Genomic DNA, 24022 nt, shown 5'->3' with positions numbered 1-24022 from the left:
CGCCGAGGGCGCAAAGGGGCACACGCTGCGGCGATGCGGCGATCACGGAGCGTCGTCAGACACCGCCTCCGGCGCCACCGCCCACCGCCGCGTCACTGTCCGCGGCCTTCTCCCGGCCGTCCGATTTCGGTGGTACGAGCGACGCCAGCTCACCCGTCTCGTTGACCCGCACCACGAACGGGCGACCCGGCGTGTACCGGATGACAGTGATCGATGCCGGATCCGCCACGATCCGCTGGAACTGGTCCAGGTGCAACCCGAGCGCGTCGGCCACGATGGCCTTGATCACATCGCCGTGGCTGCAGGCCAGCCAGATGGCCTCCGGCCCGTGCTCCTCGGTCACCCGGGCGTCCCAGGACCGGACCGCCGCGACCGCGCGCGCCGACATCGCCGCCATCGCCTCGCCGTTCGGGAAGACGGCGGCGCTCGGGTGGTGCTGGACGACCGGCCAGAGCGGCTCCTTGGCCAGCTCCTTGAGCGGGCGGCCCTCCCAGTCGCCGTACCCGCACTCGATCAGCCCGTCCTCCAGAACCGGCTCCGTCCCCGGGACGGCCAGCTCCAGCGTCTGCCGGCAGCGGATCAACGGGCTGCTGACCACGGCGGCCAGCGGCAGCTCCTTCAGCCGCAGCCCGGCCCGGACGGCCTGGTCACGGCCGGTGTCGTCGAGCTCGACCGGCTGCCGGCCGGCCAGCCCGCCGGACGCGTTCGCGGTGGTCCGGCCGTGCCGGAGCAGAAGAACGGTGGCCACTAGCTCGCCACACCCGCCTCGTCGAACGCCTCCGCGACGATCCGCAGCGTGTCCAGCCCGCCCTTCAGGTCACCGACATACGGACTGATCGACAGGGTCCCGACACCGGCCGCGGCGTACTCCCGGATGCGCCTGATCACCTGCTCACGCGTACCGATGATGGAGGTCCGCTCGATGAAGTCCCGCGGCACCGCCGCGGCCGCCTCGGCCGGCCGCCGGCTCAGATAGAGGTCCTGGACCAGTCTCGCCTCGTCGGCGTAGCCCATCCGGACGGCGATGCCGTTGTAGAAGTTCTGCTCGCGGCTGCCCATGCCGCCCACATAGAGCGCGGCGTACGGCCGGACGACGTCGGCGCACGCGTCCAGGTCGTCGCCGATCACCACCGGCACCGAGGCGACCACGTCGAACCCGGTCAGGTCCTTTCCGCTCCTCGCCCGGCCGGTGGCGATGTGCGCCAGCTGCTCGGCCGCCGCGTCCGGAGCGAGGAAGATGCCCAGCCAGCCGTCGGCGATCTCACCGGCCAGCTCCAGGTTCTTCGGGCCGACGGCGGCCAGGTAGACCGGGATGTCCGAACGCAGCGGGCGGAACCCGAGCTTCAGCGCCTTCCCGGCGCCACCGGGCAGCGGCAGCTGGTGGTACTCACCCTGGTACGACACGGGTTCGCGGGCCAGCGCCAGCCTCACCACGTCGACGTACTCCCTCGTACGCGCGAGGGGTTTGGCGAAACGCACACCGTGCCACCCCTCGGAGACCTGGGGCCCGGAGACGCCGAGGCCCAGCCGGAATCGGCCGCCGGAGAGCGTGTCGAGGGTGGCCGCGGTCATCGCGGTCATCGCCGGCGTGCGCGCCGGGATCTGCATCACCGCCGCGCCGAGGTCGATCCGCTCGGTCTGGCCGGCCATCCAGCCCAGCATGCTGACCGTGTCCGATCCGTACGCCTCGGCCGCCCAGAGGACGGAATAGCCGAGGCGGTCCGCCTCCCGGGCCATCGCGAGGTGATCGGCGGGTGTGCTCCACGCCGCCTGGTATCCGAGGCTGAGTCCGAGCCGCACGACGGTGCCCTTCCGCAGATCATGAGCTGTCAACGGCAAGCCTACTGATCCGTTCCATGACCGTTTCGGTCCGGTAACCGACCCACCCGGCTGAGGTCGTGGCATTTCGCTGAACAGGGAGTCTGAATAAGGTTCACTCATGCATCAGCGACCGCTCGGCCGAAGCGGGCTAGCGGTTTCGCGGCTCGCCCTCGGCACCATGACCTGGGGACGGGACACCGACCCCGACGACGCGGCGGACCAGCTGAAGATCTTCCTCGAGGGCGGCGGGACACTCATCGACACCGCCGACGTGTACGGCGACGGCGACGCCGAGGCGGTGATCGGCTCCCTGCTCGACCACCTGGTGCCCCGTGACGAGATCGTCATCGCCACCAAGGCCGGGCTCACCCCGCACCGGTACCGCCCGCGCGACGCCTCCCGCGGCAACCTGCTGCGGTCACTGGACGCGTCGCTGCGGCGGCTCGGCACCGACTACGTCGACCTGTGGCAGGTCCACGGCTACGACGCACAGACCCCGTTCGAGGAGACCCTCGCCGCGCTCGACCAGGCGGTCGCCAGCGGCCGGGTCCGCTACGTCGGGGTGTCCAACTTCGCGGCCTGGCAGACCGCACGGGCCGCCACCTGGCAGTCGGCGTACCCCGGCCGCGCCCCGATCGTCGCCGCCCAGATGGAGTACTCGCTGCTCGAACGCGGTATCGAACGGGAGATACTGCCGGCCGCCGCGGCCCTCGGCTTCGGGGTGCTGGCCTGGTCGCCGCTGGGCCGGGGCGTGCTCACCGGCAAGTACCGCAACGGGCGGCCGCTCGACTCGCGGGCCGCCTCCGAGCACATGGCGTCGTTCGTCCAGGCCTACCTGGAGCCACGCAGCTCCAGCATCGTCGAGGCGCTGGTCACCGCGGCCGCCGGGCTGGGCGTGTCACCGCTGGAGGTGGCGCTGGCCTGGATCCGCGACCGGCCCGGCATCTCGTCGGTGATCCTCGGGGCCCGCACGTCCGGGCAGTTGCAGGGGGCGTTGCGCAGCGAGCAGCTCACCCTGCCGGCGGAGATCGCGTTCGCCCTGGACGACGTGTCGGCGGTCGAGGTCGGCTATCCGGAGCGCGAGGGGGTCGGCTACCCCGACACCTACTTCGGCTGAGCAGTTCGCCTGAGCAGCCCAAATCCTCTACGGAGTGAATAAGCACTGGTCACAGGGCTTGTCCACGGTCGCGCTGGAAGAGCATATTGGTCGGATGGACTACGAATATGCGCCGCTCCGGTTGCCTTCGAATGTCGATCGTCTGACCGCGGCGGCGCAGCTCGCCATTCAGGCCGAGTTCTCCGGGTGGGAGCTGGCCCGTGTCCAGCTCTTCGCCGACGGCACGCGGAAGGTCATGCTCCGCCGCCGCCTCCAGCCGAACCCCCAGCCCGGCCTCAGCTACTGAGAAGGCCCGCCCGCAACCGCGGACGGGCCTTTCGCAACCGCGCCGGTCAGTGGCTGTGGCCGGCGTGGTCGTGGTGGTCGTGGTCGTCCTCGTCCGGCAGGAACGGGTGCTCGTCGAGACGGCCGACCAGCACGTCGGTCTCGACCGGGGCGAACGGGCCGGAGCCGTCGGCGTCGTCGAAGGCCTCCAGGTCGAGGGGCTCGGCGACCTCGGTCACCGTGAGCAGGCCGTCGAGCGGCTCCAGCTCGGGCACGTCCAGCGACGCGAGTGAGCCGTCGCCGGCCTGCAGCAGCTCCAGCACCGCCTCGCCGACCGACTCGACGGGGCCGGCGTCCTCGTCCTCCGGGACCGAGCTGCGGCGGGCGGTCTCGGCGACCCGCAGCAGGGCGGACACGCTGGGCACCCGGTAGTCACGGCGCTGCCGCACCGAGACGACCTGCGGGTACGGGTCGGCGCCGGCCGCGCCACCGGCCTCGGTCAGCTGACCGAAACGGCGGTCCGCCTCGTCCGGGTCGATCGACTCGACGTCCCACGGCGTCACCTCGCCGAAGGCGTCGAGCAGCTGCTCGTCGTATGCGAACGAGGCGTTGTTGAGGTCGACGTACGCCTGCCAGACGTCGTCGTCGTCGATGCGGCCGGCAGCCGCCTTGACGGCCGCGAGGTGCGCCCGCGCCGCCTCGATCACCCGGTCGAGGGCGACGTCGAGCTCGGCGTTCTGGTCAGTCATGGGATTGGGGGTCCTTCCGAATTCAGCTGTTGCGGAGCAAGCGGTCGAGCACACGCACGCCGAACTTTAGTCCCTCCACCGGAACTCGCTCGTCGATGCCGTGGAAGAGCGCACTGAAGTTGAGATCCGGGGGGAGGCGCAGCGGCGCGAAGCCGAAGCACCGGATGCCGAGGGTGGAGAAGGCCTTGGCGTCGGTGCCACCGGACATCAGGTACGGCACGGTACGCGCCCCGGGGTCCTCGGCACGCAGCGCGGCCCCCATCGCGTCGACCAGATCACCGTCGAAGGAGGTCTCGACGGCCGACTGCTGGTGCACGTGCTCGATCTCGATGTCCGGCCCGATCACCTCGCGCAGCTCGCGCAGGAACGCGTCGGCGTGCCCGGGCAGGGTGCGGCAGTCGATGGTGGCCGACGCCTTGCCGGGGATGACGTTGTCCTTGTAGCCGGCGGCGAGACGGGTCGGGTTGGCGGTGTTGCGCAGGGTGGCGCCGATCAGGTTGGCGATCGGGCCCAGCTTGGACACCGCGAGCTCCGGCTCGGCCGGGTCGAGCTCGATCTCGAGGGCCTCGCTGACCTGCTCCAGGAAGGACCGCACGGTCGGGGTGAGGACGGTCGGGAAGCGGTGCCGGCCGACCCGGGCGACGGCCTCGGCCAGCGTCGTGACCGCGTTGTCGTCGTGGATGAAGGAGCCGTGGCCGGGCCGGCCGGTGGCGTGCAGCCGCAGCCAGTCGAGCCCCTTCTCGGCGGTCTGGACGAGATAAAGGCGAAGATCGTCGTTGATGGTGTACGAATACCCGCCGACCTCGCCGATCGCCTCCGTGCAGCCGTCGAACGCGTCGGGATGGTTCTGCACCAGCCACTGGGAGCCGTACTCCATGCCGGCCTCCTCGTCGGCGGTGTACGCCAGGACGATGTCGCGCGGCGGGACGTAGCCGGTGCGCCGCCACTCGCGGACCACGGCCAGCACCATCGCGTCGAAGTCCTTCATGTCGACGGCGCCCCGGCCCCACAGGTAGCCGTCCTTGATCTCGCCGCCGAACGGGTCGACCGACCACTCGCTCGCGTCGGCCGGGACGACGTCGAGGTGGCCGTGGACGAGGAGGGCGCCGCGGGACGGGTCGGCGCCGGGGATCCGGGCTATCAGATTGGCCCGGGTCGGCGCGGACTCCAGGAGACGGGTCTCGACGCCGACCTCGGCCAGGCGCTCGGCGACGTACTCGGCGGCGGCCCGCTCCCCCACGGTGGTCCGCGGGTCGCCGGTGTTGGTGGTGTCGATGCGGAGCAGGTCGCGGCACAGATCCACGACCTCGCTCTCGGCGGTGTTCTCCATCCGCCATTCCTACCAGCCGGATGTAAAGGACGGTGTGGGGCGGGGTTTGATCGCTTGGCCCCGCGGGGTACCTCCGGGCCGTGTCTGACGTGAATCTTCCCCCGCTGCCGCCGACCGGCGGCGAGATCCCTGGGCGCAGCATCGTCGATGTGGTCGCCGCCCAGCACCGTGAGCTGCTCGGCCTGACCGAGCGGCTGTCCGAGTCCCCGGAGAACCGGGATGTGGCGTCGGTCCTGGTGGCCACGCTGTCCCGGCACCTGGCCGCCGAGGAGCAGTATCTGTACCCCGCGGTCCGGACGGCCGTGCCGGGCGGCGAGGAGATCGCCGACCGGGAGCTGGCCGAGGATCAGGCGATCCTGGAGCGGCTGCGTGATCTGGAGCGCACCGGCGACGGGCGTGACGATCTGGCCGAGGCGGTCCGCCGGCACGTGGCCGCCGACGCCGAGGAGCTCCTGCCGCTCCTGGAGCAGATGGTGCCGTCGGAGGATCTGGTCCGGCTGGGCAATCGCTTCGAGACGGCCGAGGAGGCGGCGCCGACCCGTCCGCACCCGGGCACACCGTCCACACCGCCGTGGAACAAGGTGGTGGATCCGCTGGTCGGGGTGGCCGACAAGATTCGTGACGTGATCAGCTCGCGTGCCACTTACGTACGCGATCTGTAACTAAAGACAGGTTACGGCCTGTAAGTGCCGAACGTCCTGTTCGTTCATACGTTTGTCACAGGTTGCCGATCATTCCACGGCTTGTGCACTAGCGTTCGATCCCTTTCTAGTCCTAACGTCACGCTATGAACCTCGAGCTGCGGCATCTGAAGGTGGTCTGCGCCATCGCGGAGACCGGCAGCGTGACCAAGGCCGCGTCACAACTCGGCCTTGCCCAGCCTGCACTCACCGCCCAACTTCAGCGGATAGAGCGCACACTGGGTGGCCCGCTGTTCGACCGTGACCGCCGGGGCGCGCGCCCAACCGCCCTGGGAGAACTGGTGCTCTCCCGCGCCAGAGTGCTGCTGCCCGCGATGAAGGGCCTGCAGGACGAAGCGGCCCGGCTCGCTGCCGGCGGCGAAGACGACACGATGAGCAGGTACCGGATCGGCGCGGTCGGCGGACCCGTCGTCGCCCATCTGGTGCACCGCCTGTCGGCTGCCCAGCCGGAGGCGCAGATCTCCACCCACGCGTCCTACTACATCTCCGAGCTGTCCGGCATGGTGATGGCCGGCAAGCTGGACTACGCCCAGGTCGGCGTCTGCGGCGACGCGCTGCCGTCGGCCGAGTACGGGCTGGTCTGGCAGACCATCGGGATGGACGCCGTCTGTGTGCTGCTGCCCGACGACCACCCGCAGGCCAAGAACCTGTCGGTCGATCTGGCGGAGCTGGCCGACGAGCAGTGGGTGGCCGGCGCCGGTGACGGCTGTTTCGGCGACTGCTTCGCCGCGGCCTGCGCCCGGGCCGGTTTCGCGCCACGCCGGGTCCTGGAGTCGGACGTGCGCAACTGTGTCGACATGGTCGAGCTGGGCCTGGCCATCGGCCTGTGCCAGCCCACGTTCCGCCCACCGGCGGGGCTGACCAGCCGGCCGTTGCGGGGCGCCCCGCTGCGCTGGCGCCTGGTCCTCGGCTGGCACCCCGACTCACCCGCCTCCCGCAGCGCGCCCAAGCTGATGGACCACGCGCAGGAGGCGTACCAGGAGATTTTGGCCCGCAACGAGCACTACACGCAGTGGATGCAGAGCCTCCCCGGCGCCGGTGGCAACAGCCACCTGGCCGCAGCCTGATTCTCGCGGAGGGGGTGCCACCGCACCCCCTCCACAAAAAGACCCTCCACGGGGGATCACCGCGCCGCGGCGGTCATCTCCACGTCGAAGACCAGCGCGCCGTCGCGGGCGTCGACCCGGACCGTCCGGCCCGGCGCCAGATCGGCGGCGAGCAGCATCGTGGACAGCCGGTTGTCCAGCTCCCGCTGAATGGTCCGGCGCAGTGGCCGCGCGCCGAACTCGGGCTGGTAACCCCGCTCGGCCAGCCAGTCCACCGCGGCCGCGGTGATGTCCAGCGTGACGTCCTGGGCGTGCAGCCGGCGGCGGGTCTCCTCCAGCATCATCTCGGTGATCCGGTGCAGCTGGTCGTCCTCCAGCTGCCGGAAGATGATGATCTCGTCGATCCGGTTGATGAACTCGGGCCGCAGCTGCTCCTTGAGCCGCCGGTCGAGCCGGTCGCGCAGTTCCTCCCCTGGTGAGCGCCCGTTCTCCGAGCCGGCGAAGCCGACGCTGCGGGTGCTGCCGTTGATCAGGTCGGAGCCGAGGTTGCTCGTCATGATCAGCACCGTGTTCCGGAAGCTGACCGTGCGGCCCTGGCTGTCGGTGAGCCGCCCGTCGTCGAGCACCTGGAGCAGCATGTTGAAGACGTCCGGGTGGGCCTTCTCGATCTCGTCGAGCAGCACCACGCTGTACGGCCGCCGCCGCACCGCCTCGGTGAGCTGCCCCGCCTCGTCGTAACCGACGTAGCCGGGCGGCGCCCCGACCAGCCGGGACACGGTGTGCCGCTCCTGGAACTCGCTCATGTCGAGCCGGATCATCCGGTCCGGCTCGCCGAACAGCGCCTCCGCCAGCGACCGGGCCAGCTCGGTCTTGCCGACACCGGTCGGGCCGAGGAACAGGAAGCTGCCGACCGGCCGGTCCGGGTCACCGAGCCCGGCCCGGGACCGGCGCACCGCCTCGGCGACCGCGGTCACCGCGTCCTCCTGGCCGACCACGTGCCCGTGCAGGTTCTGTTCGAGCCGCAGCAGACGGTCCCGCTCGGCCTCGGTGAGCTGGGCGACCGGGATGCCGGTGGACCGGGACACCACCTCGGCGATCTCCTGCTCGGTCACCTGCGGCACCCCGTCGGCGCCGGAACCGGGGCCGGCCAGCTGCACCCGCAACGCGTTGATCTCGTCCCGCAGCGCCGACGCCTGCTCGTAGTGCTCGGCGGCGACCGCCTGGTCACGGTCACGGGACAGCTGCTCGAGCCGCCGCTCCCGCTCGCGCCGGTTGGCGTCCGGGGTCTTGGTGCGCAGCCGGACCCGCGCGCCGGCCTGGTCGATCAGGTCGATCGCCTTGTCCGGCAGGTACCGGTCGGTGATGTAGCGATCGGACAGGACCGCCGCCGCGTCCAGTGCCGCGTCGGTGATCCGTACCTGATGATGGGCCTCGTAGTTGTCGCGGAGCCCGCGCAGGATCGCCACCGTGTCCTCGACGCTGGGCTCGCCGACCAGGACCGGCTGGAACCGCCGGGCCAGGGCCGCGTCCTTCTCGATGTGCTTGCGGTACTCGTCGAGGGTGGTCGCGCCGATCACCCGCAGCTGCCCGCGGGCCAGCGCCGGCTTGAGCATGTTGCCGGCGTCCAGACCGCCGCCCTCGCCGCCACCGCCCGCGCCGACCAGGGTGTGGATCTCGTCGAGGAAGACGATCAGGCCGTCACCGGACGCCTTGATCTCCTCGATCACCTTCTTCAGGCGCTCCTCGAAGTCGCCGCGGTACTTGGTGCCGGCCACCAGGCCGGCCAGGTCCAGCTGGACGACCCGCTTGTCCTGCAGGGTGAGCGGCACCTCGCCGTCCACGATGCGCTGCGCCAGGCCCTCGACCACGGCGGTCTTGCCGACACCGGCCTCGCCGATCAGCACCGGGTTGTTCTTGGTGCGCCGGGACAGGATCTCCACGGCCTGCTCGATCTCGTCGGCGCGCCCGATCACCGGGTCGATCTCGCCGCGCCGCGCCGACTCGGTCAGGTCCACGCCGAACTGCTCCAGCGTCGGTGTGGGCGCGGCGTTCGGCCGGGGGCCACCCTGCCCGCCCGCGCTCGGCTTGGGCAGCTCGCTGTGGTGCGGGATGCTGCGCGGGTCGACGATGCGCCCGGCCAGCAGGCGGCCGGCCGCCGAGTCGGTGTTCATGCCGAGGGCCATCAGGATGTGCTCCGGCCCGATGTAGGAGGCGCCGACCGCACGGGAGATCTGCAGGCTGTCCAGCAGCGCGCGCTTGGCGGCCGGGGTCAGCGCGATGCTCTCCGGGAGGTCCGGGGAGGCCGCCTCGGGACGGCCCAGCTCGGTCAGCAACCGGTCCGGGTCGGCACCGGCACGCCGTACCGTCTGCTGCATCGACTCCTGCTGGAGCACCGCCCACAGCAGGTGGTCCGTGTCGAGGTCGGCCAGTGGCCGGTCGCCGCCGGCGACCTCCGCGGCGCGGCGCGCCGCGTCCGCGAGCACCTGACGGGCGTCGTTGCTCATGTACCTCGCGATGTCGAAACGCTGCGCCTGGCGGCGCGGCTCGGCCGCACCGAAGAAGCGCGCGAACAGGTCGTCCCACTGGCCGGGCCCCGCCGGCCCGAACGATCCGATGCTCATCTGTCTCTCTTCTCCTGGTACCTCGGGCCGGGCCGCCTCACAGGGCTACCCGGCCGGTTGGGCGGCAAACGCGAGCCGTCCGCGTGTCAACAGCGCGTGAAATCCCCTCACGATTCCCGGATCGCGGAAAAAGTTGACACGACTACACTCAACTTCATGGCCGTGCCCTCCGATCCACCCTCTCTCACGCCGCTCTTCCAGGAGCCGGAACAGCCCGAGCCGGTCCCGCCGTCCTCCACCCTTCCGCTGGTCGTCGTCGACGGCGCCAACGTCGTCGGCTCGGTTCCGGACGGCTGGTGGCGCGACCGGGCGGGTGCCGCGGCCCGACTCCGCGACAGCCTGGCGGCGGTTCCCGCCTCCGGCGTCCCCGGCGTCCCCGGGCCGGTCGAGGTGGTCCTGGTGGTCGAGGGCCGGGCCCGCGACATCCCCGAGACCCCCGGCGGCGTGCGCGTCGAGCGGGCGTCCGGCTCCGGCGACGACAAGATCGTTGATCTGGTACGGGCGACCGCCGCCAGCCGGCGCACCGTCGTCGTCACCGCCGACCGCGGCCTCCGCGATCGCGTCACCACGCTGGGCGCCGAGGTCCGCGGCCCGTCCGCGGTCCCCCGCTGACCCGTCGCACCCTCCGGCGCGCGGGGCGTGCCCCGCCGGGCTGACCCCCGGCGGAGGGCGTGTCGGGCCCCTGGGCGGTGACGCCGGGCGGCCCCGGGGGGCCCGGCTGATCCACTGTGGATCTCGGTCGGATAGGATCCCACCAGGGCGATCTTCGGTACCGACGGGGAAATCGGTGTCGTGCCGGGCCTGGCAGGCTCTGATAAAACGGGGCAGGCGAGGACGGCCGGGCGGGAACCGGACGCTAGGCTGGAGACGCAACGTAGACCCCGTCCAGGAGGCTGCCCGGGTGGCCAGTGTCGCCGAACTCAGAGCTGCCGTGGAGGCCGCGCTTCAGCAGGTCACCGAGGGACAGCAGGCGATACAGGCGGCGCGGGAGAAGATCGGCGAGGCGCAGCAGAGTCTCGCCGCCGCCCTCGACGGCAGCGCCAGTGACGCCGTCGGTGCCGCGCACGCCTCGCTGTCCCAGGCCGACCAGCAGCTCGAGGATTCGATGAGCGCGACCCTCGCGGCGGTCGAGCAGGCCCACACCTACACGGCGAACCTCTGACGCGATGTCGCTGCTCCAGGAACTCGGCGCCCAGCTCCGCGCCGCCTCCGACGACCTGCCCACCGGGCTGGTCGCCGCGGCGATGGACAAGCTGCGCAGCGCCACCGACCTGCTCCGGTGGGTCCAGGAGGAGTCGAGCAAGGATCTCGGCGTGCAGCGGCTCGGCCACGCCACCGAGCACGCCGAGACTGCCGCGGCGGCGCTGCGGGCCACCCAGGACGCGATCGAGACCTATCTCGCGGTGCTCGGCCTGTCCGGGACACCCGGTGCCGCGCCGGGCCAGGAGTGGCGCACCGAGATGCGCCGCGAGGAGCGGCCGGAGCGGGAGCAGCGCCCCGGCGAGCCGCCGCGCGAGCAGGTGGAGAGCCTCGGTCCGTGGTGGCAGAAACGGGTGGCGGAGCTGACCGGGGAGTCCCCGCCGGGTGGTCCGGACGGTGCCGAGATGGGCGAGCCGGCCGACCCGTCGGACCTGCTGCGCCGGATCGCCGCCGGCGTCCGCGCCGGTGACCGGGCCCGGCTGGGCCGCGAGCTGCACGCGGTCAACGCCTCGACCGGCCTGGGCCTGTCCGCGGTGACCCCGCAGGTGCTGCACCGGCTGGCCGGCGACCTACTTGGCCACGAGCCCCGCCCGGAGGACGTGCCGCGCCTGCGGACGGCCGCCGAGGGCCGGGTCAAGGCGCTGCTGCCCGGTACCGCACCCGACGTGCTGGAGACCCTGCTGGACCGGATCTGCCGCGTCCCCCCGCGCCAGCAGCAGGAGAAACGCGGCGACCGCCCGGCCGGGCACCCCGCCGACACGGCGGTCACGGCGAGCGTGCTGACCGGCGTCCTGCTGGCCCGGCTGGGCCGCGACGCGGGCTCCCTCGACCCGGACGCCCCGGAGCCGGTGCGGCCCCGCGGCGAGACCGCGGAGGACCGCCGATGAGCCGCCGCGCCCCCGGCCCCGCCGGCACGGCCCCGTGCCGGGACCGGAAGGGGACGCCGATGAGCCGCCGCACCCCAGAGCCCGCCGGCACGGCCCCGCGCCGGGGCCGGGGAGGGCCGCCCCTGAAGCGCGGCATCCGGGGCCCTGCCGGTGCGGTGGCTCTTCGCTGTCCGGGTTCGGCCGGGCCCGCACGGGTCTCCGGCCGAGGCCGGGGTTCGATGGCAACTGCGACGATGCCGGCGGGTCATGGCTGAATCCACCAAGAACCGGGTCATGGAGATCCGGGCCGGGCTGTCGCACGCGCTGGGCGCCGCGCAGATCGCACTGGCGCGGGCACGGGAGGCGCGGGAGGCGGCCGAGGCGCGGTACGAGCGGATGGTCGCCGCGGCGACGGCCCGCCGGCGGAAGCTGGCCGCGGCCCGGGACGAGCGGATCCACGAGATCGACTCGTGGCACGACACCGAGCTGGCGGCGCTGGCCGGCGCGGCGGCGGGCGCGGCCGACCGGGCGGCACCCGGCGCGGCCGGCGAGCCGTGGCACAGCTGGGAGCCGACACCCCTGGAGCGGGCCGCCGAGCTGCGAGTCGGCCGGCTCATGCTGCCCGAGGCGCCGCTGCCGGCTCCGGCACGCGCCGAGCGGCCCGCCGACCGCGACAGCGGTGGCCGCGACAACAGCGGCCGTGACGACAGCGGCCGGGGTTCCGGTGAGCGGGGCGGCGGCCGGGCCGCGGGCGGGCGGGACAGCTGGGGCGGTGGCGCCTGGGCCGGGGCGCCCGGTGAGGTGACCGAGGCGTGGGCCGGGCCGGACAGTGAGCCGCCGGAGAGCGCGGGCGCGGCCGGCCGGGCGGCCGGGCCGGTCGTCGACGAGGCGACGCCCGAGGTGCCGGCCCTGGTGCGGTTGCTCGACCACGGGCACATCGTGGTCGAGGGCGACCGGCGGGCCGGTGACGACGTCGTGGCCGGGCTGCTGCTGCGGGCGCTCGGCACGAGTGTGCCCGGACAGGTGCAGATCATCGGGTACGACCCGGAGAACCTCGGTGGCGGCCTGGCCGGGTTCGCGCCGCTGGCGACGGCGGGAGTGCTCACCTTCGTCGGGCCGGGCGATCTGGACAAGCTGCTCGACGAGCTGGTCGGGCACGTGCGGCGGATCAACGAGACGGTGCTGGCCGGCGAGTTCACCTCGGTGCGGGAGCTGCACGCGGCGACGAAACGGCGGCCGGAGCCGTGGCGGGTGGCGGTGCTGCTCGGGGGCGGGGAGCTGTCCCGTCATCAGCGCGGCCAGCTGGACCGGCTGCTGCGGACCGGTGCGGCGTGCGGGGTGCACCTGGTGATCCGGGGGCAGCCGGTGGAGCCGGGGCCGGGGATCGAGTTCGTCGTGGCGGCACCGGGTGAGGACGCCCGCATCGAGAGTGCGGGTGCTCTGCCCGTACGGCTGGATCCCGCTCCGACGTCTCTGCTGATGACCGCGACGTGCCGGCAGATCGCCGAGGCGGTGGCCGCCGGGCCGGCGCCGGTGGCGCTGGACAGCCTCCTGCCGGAGGCGGGGGCCGAGTGGCGGGAGAGTTCCGCGGCCGGGTTGACCGCGCCGCTCGGCGACAGCCCGCAGGGCCCGCGCGTGCAGGTGACGTTGAGTGACTATCCACCCCATGCGTTGATCGCGGGGCCGTCCGGGACCGGCAAGACGAACTTCATCTACGCCTGGATGGGAGCGCTTTCCGCCCGCTACTCCCCCGACGAGTTGGCTTTCTACCTGCTCGACTTCAAGGAGGGGGTGTCGTTCGCCCGGTTCGCGCCGGGCCGGCGGGACCCGAGCTGGCTGCCGCACGTCCGGCTGGTCGGTGTCAACGTGAACACGGACCGTGAGTTCGGGTTGGCGCTGCTGCGGTTCCTGAGCGCCGAGCTGAAGCGCCGGGCCGACGCCGCGAAACAGCACGAGGTGACGAACCTGGCCGAGCTGCGCGCCGAGGACCCGGAGGGGGCCTGGCCGCGGATCGTGGCGGTGGTCGACGAGTTCCAGGTGCTGCTGGCCGGTCGGGACGCGGTCACCACCGAGGCCGTGGACCTGCTGGAGGACCTGGCCCGCCGCGGCCGGTCGCAGGGCATCCACCTGGTGCTGGCCAGCCAGGACGTGTCCGGCATCGAGGCGCTGTGGGGCCGGCCCGCGCTGGTCGCCCAGTTCAGTCTGCGGATCGCGCTGCCCCGGGCCCGCCGGGTGCTGGCCGAGACGAACCCGGCCGCCGACTCGCTGCCCCGCTATCACGCGGTCGTCAACGCCGACTCGGGCGCGCCGGAGGCGAACCGGATCGTCCGGGTGCCGGCCGCCGGTGACCGGGAGCAGTGGAGTTCGCTGCAGCACCGGTTGTGGCGGCGGCGCCCGCCGGAGCTGGGTCCGCCGCGGCTGTTCGACGGTGACGTGGTGCCCCGGCTCGCGGACAGCCCCGACTACCGGGACCTGCGGGTCGGTGACTCGACGACGGCACCGGTGATGCTGCTGGGGCAGACGATCGACGTGGCGGCGCGGTCGGCGCTGACCGTGCTGCGGCGGGCGCCCGGGCGCAACCTCGCGGTGCTGGGCACCCGGACCGACGAGGCGTGCGCGATCCTGGCGACGGCGGGCCGCTCGCTGGCCGCGCAGTTCACCCCGGCGGGCGCCCGGTTCTCGGTGGTCTGCCTGGACACCGACGCCCGGGCGGCGGCGGAGGCCCTGCACGCCCGGATCCCGGGGTCCGGCTTCTACCTGCCGGACGACGTGTACTGGCTGCTGGAGGACGCCGCGGCGGAGGCCACGGCGTCGTGGCCGGCCGACCGGCCGCACTTCATCATGATCTACGCGGCGGACGCGCTGCCCGGTGGCAAGGAGGCGGCCGACCAGTTGCGGACCGTGCTACGGCAGGGGCCGGAGCGGCGGCTGCACGTGCTGGGCTGGTGGCGCGGTGCCGGACTGCTGCGCGACACGCTCGGCGGGCACGCGGCGCGGACCGATCCGATCGGGGCGTGGGTGGCGCTGGACGTGCACGGCAGCGAACTCTCGCCCTACTACCCCGGCCAGGGTGCGCCGAACTGGTACCCACGGCCGTGGCGTGCCCTGCATTTCGACCGCTCGGTGCACCGCGGCGCCGAGGTGATCATCCCCTACGGAACAGCATGAGCGAACTGCAACCGGCCGACTTCGAGCGCGCCGACTACCGTACCGTCCTCCGGCGGCTGACCAGCCTGGACGAGAAGGCGACCGGCCTGCGTACGGAGGCGCGCCGCTGGTATGCCGACCGGGTGGCCGCCGCCGACGTCGCCGTCCAGGAGGCCGCCGGCCGGCTGGAGTCGGCCCAGCGGTCGGTCCGCGCCGCCCAGCGCGGCCTGGAGGAGGTCGACGCGCGGGCGGCTGGTCTGTGGTCGGACTTCGTGCACCGGGTCGGCCCGGCGGCCGAACGGTTCGGCCGCACCCTGCCGCCGGCGAGCATCCCCCGGCAGCGCGGCGACGAGAACGCCGACCGAGATGCCGCCGACTATCTGAACGAGGTGGAGAACCGGGTGCGGTACACCCCGCCGGCCCGGCCGATCACCCTCGGCACGAAGATCCTCTTCGGCATGCTGGGGCTGGCCGGCGGGCTGCTCGGCGTGATCGGCAATCTGATGGTCCGGCGGACCGGCGCGGCCGCCGGCGGGGACTGGCAGCAGGCGGCGCCAGTGGTGGCGCTGCTGGTGATGCTGCTCTTCCCGGTGCTGGCGGTGGTGACGGCGAAACTGATCGCCGACCGCCGGGACGCCCCGCTGGACACCTCGGCGGTCGTCACGGTGCTGGCCACCGGACTGGTCACGGCGGGGCTGCTCTTCACCGCGGTGCTGGTGGCCCAGCCCACCTGACCGGTGGCCGTTGATCAGTGGGGGCTTCAGTGGGAACTGAGGTCCCGCAGACGCCGGGCCTCCTCCTCCAGGGCGGCGGGGACGCCGGGGCCGGTGTCGCCGCCGCCATGGGCCTCGTCGTACTCGTAGTCGCCGCCGGTGGCCGCCTCGGCGATCTCGGATTCGCGGTCGTCGTCCGCTGCATCGGTCATGGAACCGGTTTTACCCTGCGACGGCCGGGGAATACCCGGGATCCCGGATTCGCCACCCCCGCCGAATTCTCCGCGTGCTGTCGCCGGCCGCCGATGGATAAACAATTGTTCAGTAATGAATGTGGCGCGCGTCTCCGACTCGCGCCGGAATAGCGATTACCGGGCCCGTCCGGCGAGGCGGGCCCGGACGCCCGTCAGCTGGCCCGGCGCTCGCGCACCTGCTTGCAGTTGACGCACGTGGTCGCTGACGGGAACACCTCGAGCCGCTCCACCGGGATCGGGTTGGAACAGCCCTCGCAGTTGCCGTAGGTGCCCTCGTCGAGGCGCTGGATCGCATGCTCCGCCTGCGTGCGCCGGTCCAGCAACGTTCTCAGCAGCGAGCTCGCGGCATCGCGCTCGGCCGTCTTCGACCCGCTGTCGGCCTGGTCGTCACCGGCGGCGTCGCCGATCTCGACCAGCCTCAACCGCGTGTTCTGGGCGACGGCCTCCTCGTACTCACGGTCGAGCTCCTCGAACCGGCCCTGGAGGATCACCCGGATCTGGTCGAACTCCTCGGCCGAGCGCCCCTTGGCCGTGCTCGCGCCCTTACCCGCAACAACCGCTCCGTTGACGAGCATGCAGTCCCCCTGCCCTTCACTCTGCCCCGACCGGTGGCCATCGCCGGGTCACCCTCGTCCCGGCCGGCTCGGCATGTGGAGCCGGACGATACCCACCGCCGGAGATCCCAAACGGGACCCCCGCAAAAAAGTAACCGGAGCATAACTGTCGGTGTTCGAATCCGCCACGGACTCGGCACGCGGGTCTTGTGCCGAGCGTCACGGACCGGTCACGACGAGCGCCGGACGGCGTGGGTCATCGAGACGAACGACCACGTCAGCAAGGGTTTCGGGAGCGACCTCGCCGGCATAGCGCCGGTAGGCCGGCAGGGTCCAGGCGAGATCCACCGGCGTCCGGCGGGCGAGAGCGGCCGGAGTCAGCTCAAGGTGGACGGAAAAGTCGAACGGCAGCCCGGAACCGAGCAGCAGAGGGCCACTGACCAGCACGATCGCGCCGGGCGGCAACTCACTGTACGGCGCCCGCGCGGCCCGGTCGACGGAGGCGTCCCAGAGCCGCTGGAGGATGCGCCCCGAGCCATCCGGACCCGCCGGGGACAGAACCTCACGGATCAGCCCGGCCTCGTCGAACCAACCGGTGTAGAAAGAGTCCGGATTGGTCCGCCCGAACTCGAGTCGCAGCGACGCCGGGCGAAGGAAATCGCTGGTGTCGACACGTATCGCGGGGCGGCCACGGACCCGCAGCGGGTCGACGAGGGCATCCGCCAGGCGGCCCGGATCGGCCGCGTCGGCGCCGTCCACGGCCACCCGCAGCCGGCTGTCGGATTCCCGACTCGCCAGCCGGTCGGCGAGGTCGTCGACGAGAAGAGGAAAGGAGACCGGTCGAACCCGCATGGATCAATCGTGCGGCAGGAGACTGATCCGGGCGTCGTCGGCCAGCCGGTAGCCCACCCCGTAGACGGTGGTGATGAGCGGCAGGTGCCCGCCGAGCTTGAGCCGCAGACGGCGGACGTGGACGTCCACGGTGCGCTCCCCGGCCCGCTCGTAGCCCCACACGGCCGCCAGGAGCTGGCCCCGGGTGAAGACCCGGCGCGGGCGCTCGGCGAGGTACTGCAGGAGGTCGAACTCCAGGCGCGTCAGCGGCAGCGCCTCGCCGTCCAGCAGCGCCTGGCGGGACGAGGTGAGCAGACGCACCTCCGGACCGTCCAGGACCCTCTCGGCGGCCTCCGCGGCCGCCTCCGGCTCCGGCTCGGCGGCCGGGGCCTGCTCGACCGTGACCGTCCCCCGGCTCAGCTCGACCAGCTCCCGGACCGCGGCGAGCAGGCGGTGCGCCTGTGGCGACACCACGTCCCCGGTGAGCGGGATGGCGAGCGTCACGGTCAGCGCGGGCTCGGCGGCCCGGCGGCCGGAACTCCGGCCGGGCCCGGCGGATCGACGATCGGCACGCGGCGACAATGCGCTGACCGGCATTGATTCATCCCCCAGAATTTGCTGCATCAAGCGAATACGATTATTCACTCTACGTAAAGGCCCGAACGATATTTCCGGCCCGCGGGTGAGCGGGTCAAGTCGCCAACCACAGTGTGGGAAACACGTTCCATATTGTCGAGCGCACCTCTAATTCATTCCGGGAACGCTTTCTGTCAGCCTCATTAAGCATTGCCGAACGTCATGGGCCGGAGACGACAACCGGGGGTGCCGCCGTCAAGGCGACACCCCCGGTGGGAACGAATTTCAGGTGTGAGTTCAGCCGCCCGACGTGAGGCGACGGCCGACGGCCGCGATGAGGCGGTCCAGCTCGGAACCGAACGGATTGTCGTGCACCAGGTAGGTCCAGGTGGCGCTGGGCCGGACGATCTCGGCACGCTCCGGCTCCCAGCCGTCGGTGAGGTCGACCTCCTCGAAGGTCGCGATCGTCTTGGCCTCGACCTGGGTGAGCAGCTCCTGGAAGGCCGGGACGGCCGACCGGTGGAACTCGTCCAGCGGGTCCAGCTTGCCCAGGGCACGCAGGTGCACGCCCTCCCGGACCTCCGACAGGTAGGCCAGGTGCTCGGCCCACAGCCGGTCCAGGTGGTAGAGGGCGATCGCGCGGGCCGCGTCGGACAGCACGTCCTCGTCGGTCTCCTTCGCCTTCTCCTCGGACTTCTCCAGCAGCATGATCGCCGCGACCTCGGAGGTCAGCAGCCGCTCCCGGCGCTCGGCCAGCAGCAGCCGCTGCTGCTCGGTCACCACGCTGTACCGCCAGGTGTTCTTGTGGATCTCGTGGTTGACGCCCTCGGCGACGCGCTGGGCGTGCTCCACCGCGTACTCCACCTGGGGGTCGTGCACGACACCGTCGATGTCCATCCGCGGCGAGGCCGGGATGATGTCGCCGGCGTGCCGGTGGACCAGCTCGTCCTCGAGGCTGACGAAGAACACCGAGCGGCCCGGGTCGCCCTGCCGGCCGGCACGGCCACGCAGCTGGTCGTCGACGCGGCGGCTGTCGTGCCGGCCGGAGCCGATCACGTAGAGGCCACCGAGCTCGACCACGGCGTCGCGGTCCTTCTCGTCGCTGCCACCGAGGCGGATGTCGACACCACGGCCGGCCATCTGGGTGGAGACGGTGACCGCGCCGAGCGCGCCCGCCTCCGCGATGATCGAGGCCTCCTCGGCGTCGTTCTTCGCGTTCAGCACGTTGGACGGCACACCCGCGTCGGCGAGCTGCTGGGCCAGGCGCTCGGACGCCTTCACGTCCAGGGTGCCGATCAGCACCGGCCGGCCCGACTCGTGGGCGATCTTGATCTCCTCGACCAGCGCCTCGTCGCGCATGTCGTGCGCCGAGTAGATCCGGTCGACGTCGTCCTCACGGATGTTCGGCGTGTTCGACGGGATGACCGCGACCTCGAGCTTGAAGTACTCCCGGAGCTGCTCGCCGACGTGCACCGCGGTCGCCGTCATGCCGCAGACCGTCTTGTAGAGCGCGATGAACGCCTGCACCGTGATGGTGTCCAGCACCTCGCCCTCGGCGGTGGCCGACAGGCCCTCCTTGGCCTCCACGGCCGCCTGCAGACCGTCCGGCCAGCGGCGGCGCTGGGCGACCCGGCCCCGCATCTCGTCGATCAGCTCGACACCGCCGTTACGGACGATGTAGTCCACGTCGCGGCGCAGCAGGGCGTGCGCGTGCAGCGCCACGTTGACCGCCGACAGGTGCTCGACCTGGTCGTCGGCGTAGAGGTCGATGCCGCCGAGCTGCTCCTCGACGTTCTTCAGACCGTCCTCGGTGAAGGCCACCGAGCGGCCGTCCTCGGCCACCTCGTAGTCCTTGCCCTTGCGCAGCGTGCGCATCAGCTCGGCGGCCTCGTGCACCGGGTCGCTCTCGACCGCGGTGCTGCCGGCCAGGACCATCGGCACCCGGGCCTCGTCGATCAGGATCGAGTCGGCCTCGTCGACGATGCACGTGGCCAGGTCGCGCTGGACCCGGTCGGCGACGTCGGTGACCAGCTGGTCGCGCAGGTAGTCGAAGCCGGCCTCGCTCACCGAGACGTAGGTGATGTCGGCGGCGTAGGCCTCGCGGCGCTCCTCCGGCGTCATCGTCTCGGTCACCGAGGCGACGGTCAGGCCGACCAGCGTGTAGATCGGCTCCATCCACTCGGCGTCGCGCTTGGCCAGGTAGTCGTTGACGGTGAGGACGTGCACCGGGCCGTTGCCGAGGCGGGTGTGCCCGTACGCCGCGACGGCGGCGGTGAGCGTCTTGCCCTCACCGGTGGCCATCTCGGCGACCCGCTTGTCGAGCAGGGCCATGGCGCCGAGGAGCTGCACATCGTACGGCCGCTGGTTGATCGCTCTCCGGGCCGCCTCGCGGCCGATGGCGCAGATCTCGACATAGTCGGTCGCCTCGCGCGCGGCGTCGGTCAGGGCCTCGTCCTCCAGCTGCTGGAGAGCCTCCTCGCGCGCCTCGATCGCACCGAGCCGCTTCGACAACGGGCCGAGGTCCACCGTCGTGCCCGGACGCTGGAGAAACTTGCGGAACCGGCTCTTCAGCCGCTGAGACACACCCATGGCGCGCAACGGTACTGCATTTTGCCCGATCTCAGGCGACGGACTCCCGGCGGACCGTCAGAAGGTGATGACAGCGTGTGTGATCGGTCCGCCGCCGTGATCGGCCGGAGCGACGTTTGCCCCGGCCGGGGGCCGGGCACCAGTGACCCTGACGTCCGCCGGACGTCGCGCGGACCAGCGGAGGGAGGCGCATGCCCAGCCAGCTCGTCTGCCGGCCGGAGCGGGATCTCCCGGTGGCCGTCCTGCGGGTCAGCGGCACCCTGGACCGGCAGACCGACGGGGCACTCGGTGCCGCGGTGCGCCGCAGCCTCGCCGTCCAGCCGGCCATGCTGCTCCTCGACGTCGCCCGATTATCCGTCGCCGACCCGGTGGCCCTGACCGGGCTGGGTGCCGAGGTCTGCCGGGCGGAGGCGTTCCCGGCGGTCCCGATCGTGGTGTGCGGCGCCGGCCCGCGCACGCTGGACGTGCTGGCCGCCGACCGGGCCTGCGCCGGGCTGCGCTACGCCGACGACTGCGACAAGGCGCTGGCCGAGGCCCTCGCCGAGGTCGAGGCCGACGGTCACGGCCACACGCTGCGGGTCCGGCTGCGGCCGGTCCCGGAGTCCTGCCGCCAGGTGCGGCAGCTGGTCACCCAGGCGTGCTCGGCCTGGCAGCACGCCGACGTCGCGGCCACCGCCACACTGGTGGCCACCGAGCTGGTGGCGAACGTGGTCCGGCACGCGCACACCACGATGGAGTTCACCCTGGGGCTGCGCGACGGGCGGCTCACCATGGCGGTCCGCGACAAGAGCCGCCTGATGCCCCGGACCCTCGACCCGGCCGTCACCGACGCCGGTGGCCGCGGGTTGCGACTGGTCCACGACCTCACCGACGCGTGGGGGGTGCTGCCGGTGACCGACGGCAAGGTGGTGTGGAGTCAGCTCACCACCATGAGCTGACGGCCCGTCTCGGTGCCACGGTCCCGGGCTGACGTGCGGTAGCGTTCCGGTTCGTGCACGAGACCGACCCGCACTTCGAAGCCCTCCTTGTATACCTCAAGGAGTCACGGGGCTTCGATTTCACCGGCTACAAACGGTCCAGCCTCATGCGGCGGGTCAACCGGCGGATGACCCAGGTCGACGCGGCCGGCTACCCGGACTACCTCGACTACCTCCAGGTCCATCCGGACGAGTTCACCGCGCTCTTCAACACCATCCTGATCAATGTCACGGCCTTCTTCCGGGACACCGACGCCTGGGACTACCTGCGGGCCGAGGTGCTGGAGCCGATGATGGCGACGAAGCCCGCCGACGCGATGATCCGGATCTGGTCGGCCGGGTGCGCGTCCGGCGAGGAGGCGTACACGCTGGCCATGGTGCTGGCCGAGATGCTCGGCATCGACCAGTTCAAGGACCGGGTCAAGATCTACGCCACGGACGTGGACGAGGAGCAGCTCAACGAGGCCCGCCAGGCGTCGTACGGTGAGCGCGAGGTCCAGGACCTGGCACCGGAGCTGGTCGAGCGCTACTTCGAGCAGGTCAACGGCCGGTTCACGTTCCGCAAGGACCTGCGCCGCTCGGTCATCTTCGGCCGCAACGACCTGGTGCAGGACGCGCCGATCTCCCGGATAGACCTGCTGACCTGCCGCAACACGCTGATGTACTTCAACGCCGAGACGCAGGCGAAGATCCTCGGCCGGTTCCACTTCGCCCTCGCCGAGACCGGTGTGCTGTTCCTCGGCAAGGCGGAGATGCTGCTCAGCCACAGCAGCCTGTTCACACCGATCGACCTGAAACGGCGGGTGTTCCGGCGCGTCCCCCGGCTGTACGCGCCACCCGGTGTGGTCTTCGCCGACCCGCCGCCGGCCGGCACGGGCGGTGTCACCGGTCTCGACGAGCTGCGCAACGAGGCGTTCGCGTCCAGCCCGCTGGCCCAGCTGGCCCTCACCTCCGACGGCCTGGTCGCGCTCTCCAACCGGCATCTGGAGAAGATGTTCGGGGTGTCCTCGCGCGACATCGGCCGGCCGTTCCGCGACCTCGACCTGTCCTACCGCCCGGTCGAGCTGCGCCGCTACATCGAGCAGGCCCAGCTGGAGCGCCGCACCCTGCGGGTCACCGACGTCGAGTACCACCGTAGCACCGAAGTCACCCACCTGGTGGTGCAGATCAGCCCGCTCAGCGGCGCCGACGGCAGCCTCCTGGGCGTCAACCTGATCTTCCACGACGTCACCGCGGCCCGGCGCCTCCAGGACGACCTGGAGCACGCCAACCAGCAGCTCGAGGCGGCCTACGAGGAGCTCCAGTCGACCAACGAGGAACTGGAGACGACCAACGAGGAACTCCAGTCCACGGTCGAGGAACTGGAGACCACGAACGAGGAACTCCAGTCCACCAACGAGGAACTGGAGACGATGAACGAGGAACTGCAGTCCACCAACGACGAGCTGCAGAGCATCAACGACCAGCTGCGGGTCAGCACCAGCCGGCTGGACGAGGCGAACGCCTTCCTCGAGACGGTGCTGACCAGCCTCCAGGCCGGCGTCGCCGTCGTCGACCCCGACCTGCGCATCCGCATGTGGAACCGGCACGCCGAGGACCTGTGGGGGCTGCGGTCCGGCGAGGTCATCGGCCAGCACTTCCTCAACCTCGACATCGGTCTGCCCATCGACCAGGTGCGCCCGCTGCTGCGTGGCGCCCTCGGTCCCACCGGCCGGTCCGGCGAGGTCAAGCTCGACGCGGTCAACCGCCGGGGCCGGGCCATCACCGTACGGGTGGCATGTACCCCCCTGCGCAGCCGTGACGGTGGTCCCGGCGGGGGCGACGGGGCCATCATCGTGATGGAGACGGCCTGACGTTTACCACAGCCCCCGCGGGGAAACCCGCCTCAGGTCGGAAGGGCGATGCCATGACGGTCCGGTGCGAGGTGAACGGCGACGGCTCCAGCCTGGTCGCCGCGTTGTCGGGCGGGCTCCGGCTGGCCGACGGGAGCGCGATCCGCGAGCATCTGCTCAAATGCCTCGCTGAGCAGCCCGATGCGCTTCTCATCGATCTGTCCGCGATGACCGTCGACCAGCCGCTCGCCCTCTCCATCTTCAAGGTCGTGCTCCGGCAGGCCGCCCGCTGGCCCGGTACACCGATCCTGTTCTGCGCGCCCTGCCCCCGCACCCGGCGGCTGCTGTCCACCGCGGCCAACCACCGGCTGCCGCTCTACCCCAGCGTCGAGGCGGCACTCACCCACCTGCACGATCAGCGCCGCACCGTGCCGTCGATCAGCGAGGAACTACTCCCGGTCGCCGGCTCCACCCGGCACGCCCGCGACATCGCCACCGAGGTCTGCGTGCGCTGGGAGCTGTCCGACCTGATCGCGCCGGCCAGCCTGATCGTCACCGAGCTCGTCGCCAACGTCGTCGACCACGCGCGCACGATGATGACCCTGCGCCTGTCGCTGCGGGAGCGCTACCTCAACATCGCCGTCCGCGACGGGTCACCGCAGCCACCCGCGCCGGCGCTCGGCATGCCCCTCGAAGCCGCCAGCGGGCGCGGGCTGCTCCTGGTGAACGAACTCGCGTACAGCTGGGGGTATCTGCCGTCGACCACCGGGAAGGTCGTCTGGGCCGCATTGCGCCGCGTCTGAGGCCTCTTCCCGGCCCTGAGGTCCCTCTTCC

General features: G+C 72.0%; 22 protein-coding genes. 12 read left to right on the top strand and 10 right to left on the bottom strand.

The genetic code is table 11. From position 1 onward, the window contains the following. Nucleotides 1-55: 55 nt before the first annotated feature. A complete protein-coding gene (locus ACFO0C_RS10630; RefSeq protein WP_378066416.1) occupies nucleotides 56-748 on the bottom strand; it encodes an MSMEG_4193 family putative phosphomutase in 693 nt (230 codons plus the stop codon). Continuing rightward, nucleotides 748-1800: an LLM class F420-dependent oxidoreductase gene (locus tag ACFO0C_RS10625; RefSeq protein ID WP_378066484.1), complete on the bottom strand. Its 1053-nt coding sequence runs from the start codon at nucleotides 1798-1800 to the stop codon at nucleotides 748-750. Before ACFO0C_RS10625 ends, ACFO0C_RS10630 begins: the two co-directional genes overlap by 1 nt. Before the next feature lie 139 nt (nucleotides 1801-1939). Here ACFO0C_RS10625 and ACFO0C_RS10620 point away from each other — a divergent pair, with 139 nt between their 5' ends. Together ACFO0C_RS10620 and ACFO0C_RS10615 are read left to right on the top strand one after the other, a co-directional pair. Continuing rightward, entirely contained in the window at nucleotides 1940-2938 is a 999-nt protein-coding gene (locus ACFO0C_RS10620; RefSeq protein ID WP_378066415.1) for an aldo/keto reductase, read from the top strand. Between the two features lie 94 nt (nucleotides 2939-3032). Beyond that, nucleotides 3033-3224, top strand: coding sequence for a DUF5703 family protein (locus tag ACFO0C_RS10615; protein ID WP_378066414.1), 192 nt, complete (start codon nucleotides 3033-3035; stop codon nucleotides 3222-3224). Between the two features lie 46 nt (nucleotides 3225-3270). Here ACFO0C_RS10615 and ACFO0C_RS10610 read toward each other — a convergent pair whose 3' ends face one another. Both ACFO0C_RS10610 and ACFO0C_RS10605 read right to left on the bottom strand, forming a co-directional pair. Further along, nucleotides 3271-3951: a hypothetical protein gene (locus ACFO0C_RS10610; RefSeq protein WP_378066413.1), complete on the bottom strand. Its 681-nt coding sequence runs from the start codon at nucleotides 3949-3951 to the stop codon at nucleotides 3271-3273. A gap of 22 nt (nucleotides 3952-3973) precedes the next feature. After that, on the bottom strand, nucleotides 3974-5281 hold the full coding sequence (locus ACFO0C_RS10605) for a M20/M25/M40 family metallo-hydrolase (protein ID WP_378066412.1): 1308 nt from the start codon (nucleotides 5279-5281) through the stop codon (nucleotides 3974-3976). 89 nt (nucleotides 5282-5370) lie between these two features. Between ACFO0C_RS10605 and ACFO0C_RS10600 the strand changes: the two genes are divergently transcribed. Together ACFO0C_RS10600 and ACFO0C_RS10595 are read left to right on the top strand one after the other, a co-directional pair. Continuing rightward, nucleotides 5371-5943, top strand: coding sequence for a hemerythrin domain-containing protein (locus ACFO0C_RS10600; protein ID WP_378066483.1), 573 nt, complete (start codon nucleotides 5371-5373; stop codon nucleotides 5941-5943). A gap of 125 nt (nucleotides 5944-6068) precedes the next feature. Then, nucleotides 6069-7049 (top strand): LysR family transcriptional regulator, encoded by a 981-nt coding sequence (locus ACFO0C_RS10595; protein WP_378066411.1) that lies wholly within the window; start codon nucleotides 6069-6071, stop codon nucleotides 7047-7049. A gap of 56 nt (nucleotides 7050-7105) precedes the next feature. On the opposite strand, the gene ACFO0C_RS10590 is transcribed toward ACFO0C_RS10595, so the two are convergent. After that, complete coding sequence (locus ACFO0C_RS10590) at nucleotides 7106-9649, bottom strand: ATP-dependent Clp protease ATP-binding subunit (RefSeq protein ID WP_378066410.1); 2544 nt, start codon at nucleotides 9647-9649, stop codon at nucleotides 7106-7108. Between the two features lie 156 nt (nucleotides 9650-9805). On the opposite strand from ACFO0C_RS10590, the gene ACFO0C_RS10585 reads away from it, so the two are divergent. The 5 genes from ACFO0C_RS10585 (at nucleotide 9806) to ACFO0C_RS10565 (ending at nucleotide 15596) form a co-directional block, all read left to right on the top strand. Beyond that, on the top strand, nucleotides 9806-10261 hold the full coding sequence (locus tag ACFO0C_RS10585; RefSeq protein ID WP_378066409.1) for a hypothetical protein: 456 nt from the start codon (nucleotides 9806-9808) through the stop codon (nucleotides 10259-10261). A 289-nt stretch (nucleotides 10262-10550) separates the two neighbouring features. Then, nucleotides 10551-10811: a hypothetical protein gene (locus ACFO0C_RS10580; RefSeq protein WP_378066408.1), complete on the top strand. Its 261-nt coding sequence runs from the start codon at nucleotides 10551-10553 to the stop codon at nucleotides 10809-10811. Between the two features lie 4 nt (nucleotides 10812-10815). After that, nucleotides 10816-11736: a hypothetical protein gene (locus ACFO0C_RS10575; protein WP_378066407.1), complete on the top strand. Its 921-nt coding sequence runs from the start codon at nucleotides 10816-10818 to the stop codon at nucleotides 11734-11736. A 594-nt stretch (nucleotides 11737-12330) separates the two neighbouring features. Continuing rightward, nucleotides 12331-14883 carry an FtsK/SpoIIIE domain-containing protein gene (locus tag ACFO0C_RS10570; protein WP_378066482.1) on the top strand — a complete coding sequence of 851 codons (2553 nt, stop codon included), beginning with the start codon at nucleotides 12331-12333 and terminating at the stop codon, nucleotides 14881-14883. Then, nucleotides 14880-15596 carry a hypothetical protein gene (locus ACFO0C_RS10565; protein ID WP_378066406.1) on the top strand — a complete coding sequence of 239 codons (717 nt, stop codon included), beginning with the start codon at nucleotides 14880-14882 and terminating at the stop codon, nucleotides 15594-15596. The genes ACFO0C_RS10570 and ACFO0C_RS10565 overlap by 4 nt, the downstream gene beginning before the upstream one ends. A 26-nt stretch (nucleotides 15597-15622) precedes the next feature. Here ACFO0C_RS10565 and ACFO0C_RS10560 read toward each other — a convergent pair whose 3' ends face one another. From ACFO0C_RS10560 to secA2, 5 genes are all read right to left on the bottom strand, one after another. After that, the gene (locus ACFO0C_RS10560; protein ID WP_378066405.1) at nucleotides 15623-15787 is read right to left on the bottom strand and encodes a hypothetical protein; all 165 of its coding nucleotides are present in this window, start codon (nucleotides 15785-15787) and stop codon (nucleotides 15623-15625) included. 194 nt (nucleotides 15788-15981) lie between these two features. Beyond that, complete coding sequence (locus tag ACFO0C_RS10555; protein WP_378066404.1) at nucleotides 15982-16404, bottom strand: TraR/DksA family transcriptional regulator; 423 nt, start codon at nucleotides 16402-16404, stop codon at nucleotides 15982-15984. A 198-nt stretch (nucleotides 16405-16602) separates the two neighbouring features. Beyond that, nucleotides 16603-17235, bottom strand: a complete 633-nt coding sequence (locus tag ACFO0C_RS10550) for a uridine kinase (protein WP_378066403.1) — start codon at nucleotides 17233-17235, stop codon at nucleotides 16603-16605. Between the two features lie 3 nt (nucleotides 17236-17238). Continuing rightward, nucleotides 17239-17811, bottom strand: coding sequence for a winged helix-turn-helix domain-containing protein (locus ACFO0C_RS10545; RefSeq protein ID WP_378066402.1), 573 nt, complete (start codon nucleotides 17809-17811; stop codon nucleotides 17239-17241). Between the two features lie 276 nt (nucleotides 17812-18087). Continuing rightward, entirely contained in the window at nucleotides 18088-20379 is a 2292-nt protein-coding gene (secA2, locus tag ACFO0C_RS10540; RefSeq protein WP_378066401.1) for an accessory Sec system translocase SecA2, read from the bottom strand. Between the two features lie 191 nt (nucleotides 20380-20570). On the opposite strand from secA2, the gene ACFO0C_RS10535 reads away from it, so the two are divergent. Genes ACFO0C_RS10535 through ACFO0C_RS10525 form a run of 3 tightly spaced genes read left to right on the top strand, consistent with a single transcriptional unit; the run spans nucleotide 20571 to nucleotide 23991 of the window. Continuing rightward, a complete protein-coding gene (locus ACFO0C_RS10535) occupies nucleotides 20571-21317 on the top strand; it encodes an ATP-binding protein (RefSeq protein WP_378066400.1) in 747 nt (248 codons plus the stop codon). A gap of 53 nt (nucleotides 21318-21370) precedes the next feature. Beyond that, on the top strand, nucleotides 21371-23209 hold the full coding sequence (locus tag ACFO0C_RS10530; RefSeq protein ID WP_378066399.1) for a CheR family methyltransferase: 1839 nt from the start codon (nucleotides 21371-21373) through the stop codon (nucleotides 23207-23209). 53 nt (nucleotides 23210-23262) lie between these two features. After that, entirely contained in the window at nucleotides 23263-23991 is a 729-nt protein-coding gene (locus ACFO0C_RS10525) for an ATP-binding protein (protein ID WP_378066398.1), read from the top strand. Nucleotides 23992-24022 lie beyond the last annotated feature (31 nt).

The sequence above is a fragment of the Actinoplanes subglobosus genome, assembly GCF_042650585.1.
In the GTDB taxonomy this organism is placed as follows: domain Bacteria; phylum Actinomycetota; class Actinomycetes; order Mycobacteriales; family Micromonosporaceae; genus Actinoplanes; species Actinoplanes subglobosus.
The sequence above is the reverse complement of the archived record's forward strand: the minus strand, read 5'-3'. Positions and strand labels throughout refer to the sequence as shown.